Origin of the sequence: Janthinobacterium sp. 67 (genome assembly GCF_002797895.1) — a bacterium.
In the GTDB taxonomy this organism is placed as follows: domain Bacteria; phylum Pseudomonadota; class Gammaproteobacteria; order Burkholderiales; family Burkholderiaceae_D; genus Janthinobacterium.
The window spans coordinates 772,896-786,918 of record NZ_PGES01000001.1; the positions used below are offsets into that span (position 1 = coordinate 772,896).

At 63.3% G+C, this 14,023-nt stretch carries 11 protein-coding genes; 7 read left to right on the forward strand and 4 right to left on the reverse strand.

The features are described from left to right. The first annotated feature begins 27 nt into the window (after positions 1 to 27). Together CLU90_RS03445 and CLU90_RS03450 are read left to right on the forward strand one after the other, a co-directional pair. Positions 28 to 1,419 (forward strand): Gfo/Idh/MocA family protein, encoded by a 1,392-nt coding sequence (locus tag CLU90_RS03445; RefSeq protein ID WP_100427196.1) that lies wholly within the window; start codon positions 28 to 30, stop codon positions 1,417 to 1,419. Between the two features lie 128 nt (positions 1,420 to 1,547). After that, on the forward strand, positions 1,548 to 2,855 hold the full coding sequence (locus CLU90_RS03450) for a DUF3472 domain-containing protein (RefSeq protein WP_232731058.1): 1,308 nt from the start codon (positions 1,548 to 1,550) through the stop codon (positions 2,853 to 2,855). 3 nt (positions 2,856 to 2,858) lie between these two features. Here the strand turns inward: CLU90_RS03450 and CLU90_RS03455 are convergent, their stop codons facing one another. From CLU90_RS03455 to CLU90_RS03465, 3 genes are all read right to left on the reverse strand, one after another. Then, positions 2,859 to 3,371, reverse strand: coding sequence for a hypothetical protein (locus CLU90_RS03455; protein WP_100427198.1), 513 nt, complete (start codon positions 3,369 to 3,371; stop codon positions 2,859 to 2,861). Positions 3,372 to 3,469: 98 nt separating this feature from the next. Further along, a complete protein-coding gene (locus CLU90_RS03460; RefSeq protein WP_100427199.1) occupies positions 3,470 to 3,847 on the reverse strand; it encodes a SirB2 family protein in 378 nt (125 codons plus the stop codon). Between the two features lie 84 nt (positions 3,848 to 3,931). After that, on the reverse strand, positions 3,932 to 4,378 hold the full coding sequence (locus tag CLU90_RS03465; protein WP_100427200.1) for a GNAT family N-acetyltransferase: 447 nt from the start codon (positions 4,376 to 4,378) through the stop codon (positions 3,932 to 3,934). 282 nt (positions 4,379 to 4,660) lie between these two features. Between CLU90_RS03465 and CLU90_RS03470 the strand changes: the two genes are divergently transcribed. The 3 genes from CLU90_RS03470 (at position 4,661) to CLU90_RS03480 (ending at position 8,041) form a co-directional block, all read left to right on the forward strand. Next, positions 4,661 to 5,905, forward strand: coding sequence for an MFS transporter (locus tag CLU90_RS03470; RefSeq protein WP_100427201.1), 1,245 nt, complete (start codon positions 4,661 to 4,663; stop codon positions 5,903 to 5,905). After that, entirely contained in the window at positions 5,902 to 7,287 is a 1,386-nt protein-coding gene (locus CLU90_RS03475) for a NarK family nitrate/nitrite MFS transporter (RefSeq protein ID WP_092716320.1), read from the forward strand. The genes CLU90_RS03470 and CLU90_RS03475 overlap by 4 nt, the downstream gene beginning before the upstream one ends. A gap of 61 nt (positions 7,288 to 7,348) precedes the next feature. Continuing rightward, positions 7,349 to 8,041: a carbonic anhydrase gene (locus CLU90_RS03480; RefSeq protein ID WP_100427202.1), complete on the forward strand. Its 693-nt coding sequence runs from the start codon at positions 7,349 to 7,351 to the stop codon at positions 8,039 to 8,041. A 115-nt stretch (positions 8,042 to 8,156) separates the two neighbouring features. Here CLU90_RS03480 and CLU90_RS03485 read toward each other — a convergent pair whose 3' ends face one another. Further along, positions 8,157 to 8,528 (reverse strand): ribonucleotide reductase subunit alpha, encoded by a 372-nt coding sequence (locus CLU90_RS03485; RefSeq protein ID WP_092716324.1) that lies wholly within the window; start codon positions 8,526 to 8,528, stop codon positions 8,157 to 8,159. A gap of 241 nt (positions 8,529 to 8,769) precedes the next feature. On the opposite strand from CLU90_RS03485, the gene CLU90_RS03490 reads away from it, so the two are divergent. Then, positions 8,770 to 12,468 carry a nitrate reductase subunit alpha gene (locus CLU90_RS03490; RefSeq protein WP_100427203.1) on the forward strand — a complete coding sequence of 1,233 codons (3,699 nt, stop codon included), beginning with the start codon at positions 8,770 to 8,772 and terminating at the stop codon, positions 12,466 to 12,468. Between the two features lies 1 nt (position 12,469). Next, on the forward strand, positions 12,470 to 14,020 hold the full coding sequence (narH, locus tag CLU90_RS03495; RefSeq protein ID WP_034751243.1) for a nitrate reductase subunit beta: 1,551 nt from the start codon (positions 12,470 to 12,472) through the stop codon (positions 14,018 to 14,020). Positions 14,021 to 14,023 lie beyond the last annotated feature (3 nt).

Sequence of the window (14,023 nt, forward strand, 5' to 3'; positions counted from 1 at the left end):
ATTACCAATGGAAGCGAGAAGAGACCAATGACGACACAATTCAATCGACGCAATTTCCTGTCCGCCAGCGCCGCGCTGGCCGGTGGCGCCATGGCCGGCAGCACTTTGCTGCCTGGCGAGGCCAACGCCGCACCCGCCGCCGGCCGCGACAAGGTCCGCCTGGGCCTGATCGGCACGGGCATGCGGGGACAGGTACTGCTGGCCGAACTGGTGCGCCGCGACGACGTGGAAGTGGTGGCCCTGTGCGACATCGAACCGATCATGCTGAAGCACGCGCTGGGCCAGGTGGCCAAGGCCGGCAAGCCGCGTCCGCGCACGTACGGCGAAGACCGCGACCAGAAAGCGTACAAGCGCATGCTGGACGCGGGCGGCCTCGATGGCGTGATCATCGCCACGCCGTGGGAATTCCATGCGCCGATGGCGATCGCCGCCATGCAGGCGAAGATCGCCGTCGGCTGCGAAGTGGTGGCCGGCATCACCCTGCAAGACCACTGGGACGTCCTGAACACCCAGCTGAAGACGGGCACGCCGTACATGTTGCTGGAAAACGTGTGCTACCGCCGCGATGTGATGGCCGCGCTGCAGATGGTGCGCGCGGGCCTGTTTGGCGAACTGCTGCACCTGCAGGGCGGCTACCAGCATGATTTGCGCGCCGTGAAATTCAACAGCGGCAATCCGGCCAAGCCGTATGGCGGCGGCGTGGAATTCGGCGAGAAGGGCTGGTCGGAAGCCCATTGGCGCACGCAGCACTCGGTCGAGCGCAATGGCGAGCTGTATCCTAGCCACGGCATCGGCCCGTGCGCCATGTACACCAACATCAACCGCGGCAACCGTTTTACGCGCATCAACGCCTTCGCCACCAAGGCGCGCGGCTTGCACGACTACATCGTCAAGCAGCCGGGCGGCGCGCAGCATGCGAACGCCAAGGTGAAATTCAAGCTGGGCGACGTGGTCACCACCACCCTGGCGTGCGAGAACGGCGAAACCATCATCCTGCAGCACGATACGAGCCTGCCGCGCCCGTACTCGCTGGGCTTCCGCGTGCAGGGCACGGACGGCCTGTGGATGGACTTGAACAATTCGATCCACATCGAAGGCGTCAGCAAACCGCACCAGTGGGATGACTTCAAGACCTACCAGGACAAATATGACCACCCGGTGTGGCGCAAATACGCGGCGCAGGCGGAAGGCGCGGGCCACGGCGGCATGGACTTTTTCGTCATCCACGCCTTTGTCGAAGCGCTCAAGGCGAATGCGCCTATGCCGATCGATATCTACGATGCCGTGACGTGGAGCGCCATCACGCCGCTGTCCGAACAGTCGATCGCGGCCAACTTCCAGACCCTGGACTTCCCGGACTTCACGGGCGGGCAGTGGAAATCGCGCAAGCCGATCTTCGCGCTCGACGGCAAGTACTAAGCCTGCACAACCCGCTACCGCAGCAGTTGCCGTAGCGGGTTTTTTCTATCCACCCAGTTTTTCAACCGCGGCGCAGGCGCGCAGGCCCGTGTTCGCCCGCCGCAAAGCTGTACCACCAGGAGACGTCGATGAAACACAGAAGTTCATTACTCTATGCCATCCTTCCCGCCATGCCCTTGCTGCTGGCAGCCTGCGGCGGCGCCACCGCCACGGGCAACGGCAATACGGCCTTGCTGGCGGCCAGCGTGGCGGCGCCCGCCACGACGGCGACCGTGGAACTGGCCGGCAACGCCTTCATCACCAGCGGGGATGCAGGCGCCGTCATCAACGAGCGCGGCCTGGCCGGCTGGAGCAGCCCCGATGCCGTCGCCAGCACGTATTTCCGCGTGGCCGAGGCGGGACCCGTGCAGGTGGCGCTCGACGCCAGCCTGGCCGATGGCGGCAACAGCACCATCCGCGTGAAGATCAACGGCACGCCGTTCGACGTCAAGCTGGCCGGCAAGGAGCGCAAGACCTATGCCGTCGGCACGGTCAATGTGCCGGCCGCCGGCTATGTGAAGGTCGACATGCAGGGCTTGACACGCGTGAAGGGCACGTTCGGCGACGTGGCGGCGCTGAAGGTGACGTCGAACGCCGCGCTCACCTACGCGAATGATCCCGCCAATTACTACTGGTCGCGGCGCGGCCCGTCCGTGCACATGGGCTATACGGTGCCGGCCAATACCGAGTATTTCTATAACGAGATGACGATTCCCAAGGGCCAGGACGCCATCGGCTCCTACTTCATGGCCAATGGCTTCAGCCAGGGCTACATGGGCATCCAGGTGAAGTCGCCGAGCGAGCGCTGGATCTTGTTTTCCGTGTGGGACGCCGACAATGGCGCCAAGACCACCCTGGTCAGCAAGGGCGCCGGCGTGGTCGACAACGCCTTTGGCGGCGAGGGCACGGGCGGGCAGACCTATCTGTCGTATAACTGGGCGGCCGGCACGACGTACCGCTTCATCACGCGCGCGCGGCCCGACGGCAATGGCGGCAGCGATTACTCGGCCTGGTTCTTCGCGCCCGAGACGGGCAAGTGGCGCTACATCGCCACGTGGAAGCGGCCCGCGATCTCCACGTACCTGACGGGCGTGCATTCCTTCCTCGAGAACTTCATCGATACCCTGGGCTACACGGAGCGCCGCGTCCAGTTCGGCAACCAGTGGGCGAGGAAAGTTTCCGGTACCTGGTCGGAAGTGACGGCCGGGAGGTTCACGGGCGACGCCACGGCCACGAATGCACAGCGCATGGATTATGCGGGCGGGCTGGAAAACGGCAAGTTCTACCTGCGTAACGGCGGCTTCTTCGCCGACTACGTGAAGACCAGCCAGAACTTCACGCGCCCAGCCACGGGCCAGGCGCCTGCCGTCGACGTGAGCGCCTTGCCGATGCAGTAAGTCTTACCCTGGCCGCTTGCCCGCCATCGCATCGATGCCGCGATAGTAGGCGAGCGGCCGGCCTATCGTCACGCCCATCAATGCCGCCGCCTGGATGATGTCGTTTGTATCGCGCCGGTACACGACCAGCGCATCCATTTCGTCGGAGCCGTTGCCGTCGATCTGGATCAGGTCATAGCCGCCTTCGTCCACGGCGCGCTGCGCCAGTTCCGTGTCCAGCCACTCGAAATAGGGCAGCACGCTGCCGCCGCTTTCCTTGAGCAGTGCGTAAGGGAAGTCGGGGAATTCGTCGAACATGTCCTGTATCTGTTCGTGCAGTTCGTCGATCTTGTCGCTCGACGCCATGTAGCCACCCAGCTGCGAGAGGAGTTCCAGCGCGTAGGCTTGCACATCGCTGTCGACCCATGCCTCGCGCGGCGCGGAGGGCGCCTCGGTGATGGCGGCGACGGCGTCGTCGAGTTCCTCGCCTTCCAGGTCGCCGCAGGTCAGCTTGGTCAGCAATTCGGATAGCTGCATGTTTGCCTTTCAGGTATGGCTGCGGGGCCAGGGTGGCCCGCTTGTCGATGAAGTTGTAAATATTATCATTGCCCTTCACTTGGGCGGGCCGCAATCGCTCAGAGCGGCCAGGCCTGCTTGGTGACGGCCACGCCGACGATGTAGGCGAAGACCAGCACGGCGAGCGCGAAGGCGGTGCCGCGCACGGCTGGCGTCTTGCCCCGTTTCAGGGCGATGGTGCCCAGCACGATGTAGGCCACCAGCGCGCACAGCTTGGCGGCCAGCCAGGGCTGGCTGCCGGGCGACTGGCCGCTCCATACGGCCAGGGTGATGGCGCTGGCCAGCAAGGCCGTGTCGACCAGGTGCGGCAGCACTTTGACCCAGCGCTGCTGCAGGGCGGGCGAGGCGCGCAGCATCCACGCGCCGCGCAAGAGGAAAAGGCAACCGCTGGCGGCGGCGCAGCCCATGTGGAAATGCTTGAGGCTCAGATAGTCCATATGTCCCTGCGGTCGTTAGTCAAAGTGGCGCCAGCATAGCCGCCTTTGGCGCGCCGCGCCATACGCCGTCGGAAGGACGCGCAATCAGCGGCACCATTTCATGTACACGAGCTCCGGGTCTCCCTCGTCGAGATGGTCGATCTGGCCGCTGCGCATGAAACCCGCGCTGGCGAACAGCCGTTGCGCGGCGCCGTTGGACTGGTTCGTCGAGGTGAATATTTTGTCTGTCTGGCACACGGCTGCGGCGGCGGCCAGCAGGCGCACGCCCACGCCGCAGCGCTGATGCGCGGGCGAGACCACCACCAGCGAGACAAAGCCGTAATCGAAAAAATCGTCGCGCGTGAGGACATAGCCTGCCACCTGGCCGGCCCGGATGGCCACCTGGCAGTGCCCCTGGCCGACGGCGGCGCGCACGGCCTCGCCCCGGCTGGGGTGCGCCTGCGCATACGCATCGCAGGCCAGCATGGCGTCCACGTCGCCCGGCAGCGCCGCGCGCGTGATGATCCCGTCTGCTTCGTGAATGTCTTGCATGCCGCTCCTTTTCTCCAGGCGCCGAGTGTGCCAAAAATACATGCGTTTGTAAAACACCCGCCATCCAGGCTAGGCATATGCCACGTCATCTAGTCACTTTTGCCGATGCGGCTATCCAGATTGCCTTTCCAGAATCACCCTGTGGCCGATAGTGCCTTTCGACTCCGCCACGTAAGCTGGTCGGGACGGCTGGCCAGACGGCCAGTGCATTCATGGAGAAACATCGTGGCTACCCTAGATGGCACTAAGAACAACAGTAGTAACAAGGCAGTCGAACCCGGCATGCGGCGCAAGCAGGCGTCCGTGCTGATCAGCAGCACCTTCGCATTTACCATCTGCTTCGCCGTATGGATGATGTTTGCCGTACTGGGCATCCCCATCAAGAGCAGCCTGGGCTTGACTGAAACACAATTCGGCCTGCTGGCCGCCATGCCCGTGCTGACGGGTTCCCTCGTGCGCGTGCCCTTGGGCATCTGGACGGACAAATACGGCGGACGCCGCGTCTTCTTCTGGCTGATGCTGGCCAGCGTGCTGCCGATCTACCTGATCTCCTACGCCACCGCCTACTGGCACTTCCTCGTGCTGGGCATGTTCGTGGGCCTGGCGGGCGGCTCGTTTTCCGTCGGCACGCCCTACGTGGCGCGCTGGTATGAAAAGGAGCGCCGCGGCCTGGCCATGGGCATCTTCGGCGCCGGCAACTCCGGTTCCGCGCTGACCAAGTTCGTCGCCCCCGGCATCGTCGCCGCCTTCGGCTGGCAGATGCTGCCCAAGGTGTATGCGGTAGCCATGCTGGCCACGGCCATCATCTTCTGGCTGTTTTCGTACACGGACAAATCGCACCTGGCGCCATCGGGCGAAAGCTTCAGCGCGCAGATGAAGGTGCTGAAGGACCCGCGCGTATGGCGCTACTGCCAGTACTACTCGGTGGTGTTCGGCGGCTACGTGGCGCTGGCGCTGTGGATGACGAAGTATTACGTGGCCGAATACGGTTTTGATTTGAAACACGCGGCGCTGCTGGCCGCCTGCTTCTCGCTGCCGGGCGGCGTGCTGCGCGCCATGGGCGGCTGGATCTCCGACAAATACGGCGCGGCGAAAGTCACCTGGGCCGTGATGTGGGTGTGCTGGGTGTGCTTCTTCCTGCTGTCGTATCCGCAAACACAGATGGTCGTGGAAACCGTCACCGGTCCGCTGGCCTTCCATATCGGCCTGTCGCCGCTGTGGTTCACCGTGCTGCTGTTCATCGTCGGCATCGCCATGGCCGTGGGCAAGGCGTCCGTCTTCAAGTTCATCGGTGATGATTTTTCCGACAACATCGGCGCCGTCTCGGGCGTGGTCGGCCTGGCCGGCGGCTTGGGCGGCTTCATCCTGCCCGTGATGTTCGGCGCCCTGGTGGACTTCACGGGCGTGCGATCGAGCTCCTTCATGCTCCTGTACGGCACCGTCTGCGTCTCCCTCGTCTGGATGTATTTCTCGTTCAAGCCGCTGCGCGCGGCACCTACCAACCAACTCGCAGGAGCTAAAGCATGAGCCGCTACATGATCAATACGTGGGAGCCGGAAACCCCGAGCTTCTGGCAAAACACGGGCAAGGCCACGGCCGCGCGCAATCTGTGGATCTCGATCCCCGCGCTGCTGCTGGCATTCGCCGTGTGGATGGTGTGGAGCGTGGTGGTGGTCAACCTGCCCAACATCGGCTTCACCTACAGTAACAACCAGCTGTTCTGGCTGACGGCCTTGCCGGGCCTGTCCGGCGCCACCTTGCGCATCTTTTATTCATTCATGGTGCCGATCTTCGGCGGGCGCCGCTGGACGGCCATTTCCACGGGTTCGCTCCTGATTCCCGCCATCGGCATCGGCCTGGCCGTGCAGGATGTGAACACGGGCTACCCGACCATGCTGATCCTGGCCCTGCTGTGCGGCTTCGGCGGCGGCAATTTCGCTTCGTCGATGGCCAACATCAGCTTTTTCTATCCGAAGGCAAGCAAGGGTTTCGCGCTGGGCATGAATGCGGGCCTGGGCAACTTGGGCGTGTCGGTGGTGCAGTTCGTCGTGCCGCTGGTGATCACGTTTGCCGTCTTCGGCGCCTGGGGTGGCGATTCGCTCACCTGGGTCAAGAATGGCGTGAGCAAGGAGATGTGGCTGCAAAACGCGGGCTTCATCTGGGTGCCGTTCATCGCGCTGTCGACCTTGCTGGCCTGGTTCGGCATGAATGACCTGGCATCGGCCAAGGCGTCGTTTTCCGAGCAGGCCGTGATCTTCAAGCGCAAGCACAACTGGCTCATGTGCTGGCTGTACACGGGCACCTTCGGCTCCTTCATCGGTTATTCGGCCGCGTTTCCGCTGCTGATCAAGATCCAGTTCCCCGACGTGAACCCGCTCGATTACGCCTTCCTCGGCCCCCTCGTCGGTGCCCTGGCGCGCGTCGCCGGCGGCGTGATTTCCGACAAACTGGGCGGCGCCAGAGTCACCCTGTGGTCCTTCCTGCTGATGATAGCCGCCGTGCTGGGCGTGCTGTACTTCATGCCGCAAGGCGGAGTGGGTGGCAGTTTCAATGGCTTCTTCTGGATGTTCATGCTGCTGTTCGCCGGCACGGGCATCGGCAACGCGTCGACCTTCCGCATGATCCCCGTGATCTTTTTGACCGAACACCAGCGCGCTGCGGCCGGCAAGGGCAAGGCGGCGCAGGAGCAAGCCATCGTCGACGCCAACAAGGAAGGCGCCGCCGTCCTGGGCTTCACGTCGGCCGTGGCGGCCTACGGCGCCTTCTTCATCCCGAAAAGCTATGGCACCTCGATTGCGCTGACGGGCAGCCCCGACGCGGCCCTGTGGTGCTTCATCGGCTTTTATGTCAGCTGCATCGCGATCACCTGGTGGTGCTATGCGCGCAAGAACGCGCCTATGCCTTGCTAGTCAGCGTCAGAACGCCGGGCGAGTCCTGCTTGCCCGGCGTTGAACACAGTAAGAGGTAGTCATGGAAGAACTGGAAAAATTCGTCAACGGCTTCAGCCTGTTTCAACAGCAGTATTTCAGCGAGCCGCAAACCTTGTACGACAGCCTGCGCGACGGGCAGCGGCCCTCGACCCTGCTCATCGGCTGCTGCGATTCAAGGGTCGACCCCATGCTGCTGACGGGCAGCGACCCGGGCGACATGTTCGTCGTGCGCAATATCGCCAACCTCGTGCCGCCGTGCACGCCCGAGGCGCCACCCGGCGTCAGTTCGGCCATCGAGTTCGCCGTCTGCAAGCTCGAAGTGGCGAGGGTCATCGTGCTCGGACATGCGCGCTGCGGCGGCATCCGCGCGCTGCTGGAACCGCAGCCGCGCGCGGAGGGGCAGGAAACGGACTTCGTGGGACAGTGGATGCGCATCGCCGAACCGGTGGCGCAAAGAGTGCGGCGCGAGCTGGCGCACCGCTCGTCGGCGGAACAGCACCACGCGTGCGAACTGGCCAGCATATTGCAGTCGCTGGACAATCTGCTCACCTACCCGTGGCTCAAGCGCCGGGTGGAGCAGGGTGTGTTGAAATTGCATGGATGGTATTTCGACATCGACAGCGGGGCGCTGATGGCGTATTCGGCGCGCCAGCAGCAGTTCTTGCCCCTCGTGTGTCCAATAGAAAGGGCGCGTCATTTGCACGAGCGCCCTTGGCCCGATGCGGGCAGGTAATCCGAAACGTGCCGCCAACAAGGTGTCGGATTACGCTACGCTAATCCGACCTACCTTGCTCTACATCAATCACGTAGGTCGGATTAGGCCGCAGGCCGTCATCCGACAAGTTCCGTCAGCTAAAACGTAACAAATCCCCGCTGCGGTCAAACGCCAGCAGGCTGTCGATGCGGCCTTGCTCGATGGCCGTCACCATGGCGCGCAGCGGTGCTTCGCATTCCTGCGCGGCGGGCGGCTGGCCCTCGCGCCCCGCCAGTCCCGCCACGAAGACCACGTCCCAGTGCGTCTGCATCTGTTTCGACTCTTCCTTCAACGTCTCGAAGCTGTCCAGTTCCTCGGGCAGTTTGTCGGCGCACATCACGGGCGTGAGGGACTTGCCCTGGCCGCCAGGCTGGGCCTGCGCCTGGGTAAAGGTGAACAGCAGGCGTTGCGGCTGCTCCTGGTTGCGGGCGCTGCGCAGCAGGCTGGCGTAATCGGTAATGCTCATGGTTTTCTCCTGATTGAACGATGGCGACAGGTATACCGTAGCTCCGCCTTGCCGCCCATAGGCAATAGTGACTATCCGGGTGACTACGCGCCTATGCATTCCTGGTGCCGGAAACCGACTTCTTGCCAATACCGCCGGGCGCGGCGCATCGATAGACTGTTTGTATCGACGCTTGAGCCAATCTGCTTGCAGCGTTTTTTAAGACCTGGCGCCGCTGTCGGCGGCGCACTGTGGAGGTAGCATGAGTCACTTTCTGGACCGCCTGAAATTTTTTAGCAAGCCCGCCGAGCCGTTTTCAAACGGCCATGGCACCGTGGTCGATGAAGACCGTACCTGGGAAAACGCCTATCGCCAGCGCTGGCAGCACGACAAGATCGTGCGTTCCACGCATGGCGTGAACTGTACCGGCTCGTGCAGCTGGAAGGTGTATGTCAAGAACGGCCTGATCACCTGGGAAACCCAGCAAACCGATTACCCGCGCACGCGGCCCGACCTGCCCAATCACGAACCGCGCGGCTGCCCGCGCGGCGCCAGCTATTCCTGGTACGTGTATTCGGCCCAGCGCGTGAAATACCCGATGGTGCGCGGCCGCCTGATGGAAATGTGGCGCGAAGCGCGCAAGACCATGGACCCCGTCACGGCCTGGGACTGGATCAGCCAGGACCCCGTGCGCTCGCAGCAGTACAAATCCATCCGCGGCCTGGGCGGCTTCGTGCGCGCCACGTGGGAAGAATCGAATGAAATCATCGCCGCCGCAAATGCGCTGACGATCAAGAAATACGGCCCGGACCGCATCGTCGGCTTCTCGCCGATTCCCGCCATGTCCATGGTCAGCTATGCTTCCGGCACGCGCTACCTGTCGCTGATCGGCGGCGTGGCCCTGAGCTTCTACGACTGGTACTGCGACTTGCCGCCAGCCAGCCCGCAAGTGTGGGGCGAGCAGACGGACGTGCCGGAATCGGCCGACTGGTACAACTCGACCTATCTGATGGTGTGGGGCTCGAACGTGCCCATGACGCGCACGCCGGACGCCCACTTCTACACGGAAGTGCGCTACAAGGGCACGAAAACCGTCGCCATCTCGCCCGATTACGGCGAAATGGTGAAGTTCGGCGACATCTGGCTGGCGCCGAAGCAGGGCACGGACGCCGCGCTGGCGCTGGCCATGGGCCACGTCATCCTCAAGGAATTCCACTCGGAGGGGCAGAGCGCCTACTTCCGCGACTATGCGCGCCAGTACACGGACTTCCCCATGCTGGTGCTGCTCAAGGAGCATAACGGTACCCTCGTGCCCGACTACTTCCTGCGCGCTTCGCACCTGGACAACAACCTCGACGAAACCAACAACCCGGAATGGAAGACCCTCGTCATCGACGAGACCACGGGTGCGATTACCGCGCCGGCCGGCTCCATCGGCTTCCGCTGGGGCGAGTCGGGCAAGTGGAACCTGGAGCAAAAGGCGGGCGGCAGCGGCGAACCCATCGTGCCGATGCTCTCCATGATCAACGACAGCGACGCCGTCACGGAAGTGGGCTTTGCCTACTTCGGCGGCAAGGACGCGTCCGACATGCTGCTGCGCAAGGTGCCGGTGAAAACCATCCGCCTGGCCGACGGCACGACGGGCCTCGTGACCACCGTGTTCGACCTGACCCTGGCCAACTACGGCATCGACCGCGGCCTGGGCGGCGAGAACGTGGCGGAAAGCTATGACGACGACGTGCCGTACACTCCCGCATGGCAGGAAAAGCACACGGGCGTCAAGCGCGCCGACGTCATCACCGTGGCGCGCCAGTTCGCGGAAAACGCGGACCAGACGCGCGGCAAGAGCATGGTCATCGTGGGCGCCGGCCTGAATCACTGGTACCACATGGACATGACCTACCGCGGCATCATCAACATGCTGATGATGTGCGGCTGTATCGGCCAGTCCGGCGGCGGCTGGGCCCATTACGTGGGCCAGGAAAAACTGCGTCCGCAAACGGGCTGGACGCCATTGGCCTTCGCCCAGGACTGGGTACGTCCGATGCGCCAGATGAACGGCACCTCGTTCTTCTATGCCCACACGAGCCAGTGGCGCCACGAAAAGCTGGAAACGGGCGACATCGCTTCGCCATCGGCGGCCGGCGGCACGGGCGACCTGACCCTGCTCGACTACAACGCCAAGGCCGAGCGCATGGGCTGGCTGCCATCGGCGCCGCAGCTGCAAACGAATCCGCTGGAAGTGGCCAAGGCCGCCGCCGCCGCAGGCCAGAAGCCGGCCGCGTATGCACTCGACCAGATCAAGGCGGGCCAGCTGCAGTTCTCGTGCGACGATCCGGACAATCCGGCCAACTTCCCGCGCAATATGTTCGTCTGGCGCTCGAATATCCTGGGTAGCTCGGGCAAGGGCCACGAGTACTTCCTGAAATACCTGCTGGGCACGCAAAACGGCTTGCTCAGCGACGAAGAAGACTGCCTCACGCCGAAACAGGTGAAAGTGCGCCCGGCCGTCGAAGGCAAGCTCGATTTGCTCGTGGTGCTGGACTTCCGCATGTCGACCACCTGCCTGTACGGCGACGTGGTGCTGCCGACGGCCACCTGGTATGAAAAAGACGATCTGAATACGTCGGACATGCATCCGTTCATCCACCCGCTGTCCGAAGCCGTGCAGCCGCTGTGGCAATCGAAGTCGGACTGGGAAATCTACAAGGGCCTGGCCGAGAAATTCTCGGAAATCGGCGGCGAGCTGCTGGGCACCCAGCAAGACATCATCCTCACGCCGCTGATGCACGACACGCCGGGCGAACTGGGCCAGCCTTTCGATCCCAAGGATTGGCGCGCCGGCGAATGCGAAGCCATTCCCGGCAAGACCATGCCGAACATGACGGTGGTCGAGCGCAATTACCGCGACGTCTACAAGAAGTTCACCTCGATCGGCCCGCTGCTGGAAACCATCGGCAATGGCGGCAAGGGCATTTCCTGGAAAACGGGCCATGAAGTCGACGTCCTGCGCGGCATCAACCGCACGGTACTGGACGAAGGCGTGTCGCAGGGCCAGCCGCGCCTCGACACGGCCATCGATGCGGCCGAGATGATTTTGTCGCTGGCGCCGGAAACGAATGGCCACGTGGCCGTGAAAGCCTGGGCCGCGCTGTCCTCCATCACGGGACGCGACCATACGCACCTGGCGCTGCCGCGCGAGCATGACAGCATCCGCTTCCGCGACGTGCAGGCGCAGCCACGCAAGATCATTTCCTCGCCCACCTGGTCTGGCCTGGAAAGCGAAGAAGTCAGCTACACGGCCGGCTATACCAACGTGCATGAACTGATCCCCTGGCGCACCCTGACGGGCCGCCAGCAGTTCTACCAGGATCACCTGTGGATGCGCGATTTCGGCGAGGGACTGTGCGTCTACAAGCCGGCGATTAACACGAAGACGACGGAAGCGCTGCTGGGCACCAAGCCGAACGGCAACAAGGAACTGGCGCTGAACTTTTTGACGCCGCACCAGAAGTGGGGCATCCACTCCACGTATTCGGACAACCTGCGCATGCTGACATTGTCGCGCGGCGGACCGCACGTGTGGCTGTCGGAGACGGACGCGCAAGCTGCCGGCATCGTCGACAACGACTGGATCGAAGTCTTCAACGTGAACGGCAGCCTGACGGCGCGCGCCATCGTCAGCCAGCGCATCCCGGCCGGCATGACGATGATGTACCACGCCCAGGAAAAGATCATCAACGTGCCCGGCGCGGAGATGACGGGCAAGCGGGGCGGCATCCATAACTCGGTGACGCGGGCCGTGCCCAAGCCGACGCACATGATCGGCGGCTACGCCCAGCTGGCGTACGGCTTCAATTACTACGGCACGGTGGGCTCCAACCGCGATGAATTCGTATTGGTGCGCAAGATGAACAAGGTCGACTGGCTCGAAGGGCCGTTGCAGGAACAAGGAGCATAGTATGAAAATCAGAGCGCAAATCGGCATGGTGCTGAACCTGGACAAGTGCATCGGCTGCCACACCTGTTCCGTCACCTGCAAGAACGTATGGACCAGCCGCGACGGCGTCGAGTACGCATGGTTCAACAACGTGGAAACCAAGCCCGGCATCGGCTATCCGAAACAGTGGGAAAACCAGGACAAGTGGAATGGCGGCTGGCGCCGCACGGATGCGGGCAAGATCGAGCCGCGCCAGGGCAGCCGTTTGAAGATCCTGGCGAATATCTTCGCCAACCCGAACCTGCCCGCCATCGACGAGTACTACGAGCCGTTCACCTACGACTACGAGCACCTGCAAAGCGCGCCGCTGTCGCAGACGCCGCCGACGGCCCGTCCGATCTCCGTGCTGACGGGGAAAAAGATGGAAAAAATCGAGTGGGGTCCGAACTGGGAAGATGACCTGGGCGGCGAGTTTGCACAGCGCAGCAAGGATAAACTGTTCGACAACATGCAGAAGGAGATGTACGGCACCTTTGAAAATACCTTCATGATGTACTTGCCGCGCCTGTGCGAGCATTGCCTCAACCCGACGTGCGTGGCGTCTTGCCCATCGGGCTCCGTGTACAAGCGCGAAGACGACGGCATCGTGCTGATCGACCAGGACAAGTGCCGCGGCTGGCGCATGTGCATCTCCGGCTGCCCGTACAAGAAGATTTACTACAATTGGTCGTCCGGCAAGGCGGAGAAGTGCACGTTCTGCTTCCCCCGCATCGAAGCTGGCCAGCCTACCGTGTGCTCGGAAACGTGCGTGGGACGTATCCGCTACCTGGGCGTGCTGCTGTACGACGCCGACAAGATCGAAGCCGCCGCCTCCGTGCCGCAAGAGCAGGACCTGTACCAGGCGCAGCTCGACCTGTTCCTCGATCCGCACGACCCGGCCATCATCGCCGAGGCGCGCCGTCAGGGCATCCCCGACCTTTGGCTGGAAGCGGCCGTCAAGTCGCCCGTCTACAAGATGGCCGTCGAGTGGAAAGTGGCGTTCCCGCTGCATCCCGAATACCGCACCTTGCCGATGGTGTGGTACGTGCCGCCGCTGTCGCCGATCCAGGCGGCTGCCGAATCGGGCAAGCTGGGCGTGAACGGCATGCTGCCGGACACCCAAAGCCTGCGCATTCCCGTGCAGTACCTGGCCAATCTGCTGACGGCCGGCGACCAGCCGCCCATCGTCACGGCGCTGGACCGCATGCTGGCCATGCGTGCCTACATGCGCAGCAAGACCGTCGAGAAGGTGGAAAACCTCACGGTCCTGAAACAGGTGGGCTTGAGCAAGGCGCAGGTGGAGGACATGTACCACATCATGGCCATCGCCAATTACGAAGACCGCTTCGTCATCCCCAGCAGTCACAAGGAAATGGCCGAGGACAGCTTCAACGAGAAGGGTTCATGCGGCTTCAGCTTCGGCAACGGCTGCTCGGACGGCACCAGCGAACCGACCTTGTTCGGCAAGAAAAAACACGGTTCGGCCATCTTCATGCAGATGCCGAAGTCGCGCAAAACGGCGCCTGGCGCTTAAGGA

Excerpts from the sequence above, each read along its gene's own strand:
- CLU90_RS03445 (WP_100427196.1), top strand. The coding sequence starts at position 28 with ATGACGACACAATTCAATCGACGCAATTTCCTGTCCGCCAGCGCCGCG.
- CLU90_RS03450 (WP_232731058.1), top strand. The coding sequence starts at position 1,548 with ATGAAACACAGAAGTTCATTACTCTATGCCATCCTTCCCGCCATGCCC.
- CLU90_RS03455 (WP_100427198.1), bottom strand. The coding sequence starts at position 3,371 with ATGCAGCTATCCGAATTGCTGACCAAGCTGACCTGCGGCGACCTGGAA.
- CLU90_RS03460 (WP_100427199.1), bottom strand. The coding sequence starts at position 3,847 with ATGGACTATCTGAGCCTCAAGCATTTCCACATGGGCTGCGCCGCCGCC.
- CLU90_RS03465 (WP_100427200.1), bottom strand. The coding sequence starts at position 4,378 with ATGCAAGACATTCACGAAGCAGACGGGATCATCACGCGCGCGGCGCTG.
- CLU90_RS03470 (WP_100427201.1), top strand. The coding sequence starts at position 4,661 with ATGCGGCGCAAGCAGGCGTCCGTGCTGATCAGCAGCACCTTCGCATTT.
- CLU90_RS03475 (WP_092716320.1), top strand. The coding sequence starts at position 5,902 with ATGAGCCGCTACATGATCAATACGTGGGAGCCGGAAACCCCGAGCTTC.
- CLU90_RS03480 (WP_100427202.1), top strand. The coding sequence starts at position 7,349 with ATGGAAGAACTGGAAAAATTCGTCAACGGCTTCAGCCTGTTTCAACAG.
- CLU90_RS03485 (WP_092716324.1), bottom strand. The coding sequence starts at position 8,528 with ATGAGCATTACCGATTACGCCAGCCTGCTGCGCAGCGCCCGCAACCAG.
- CLU90_RS03490 (WP_100427203.1), top strand. The coding sequence starts at position 8,770 with ATGAGTCACTTTCTGGACCGCCTGAAATTTTTTAGCAAGCCCGCCGAG.
- narH (WP_034751243.1), top strand. The coding sequence starts at position 12,470 with ATGAAAATCAGAGCGCAAATCGGCATGGTGCTGAACCTGGACAAGTGC.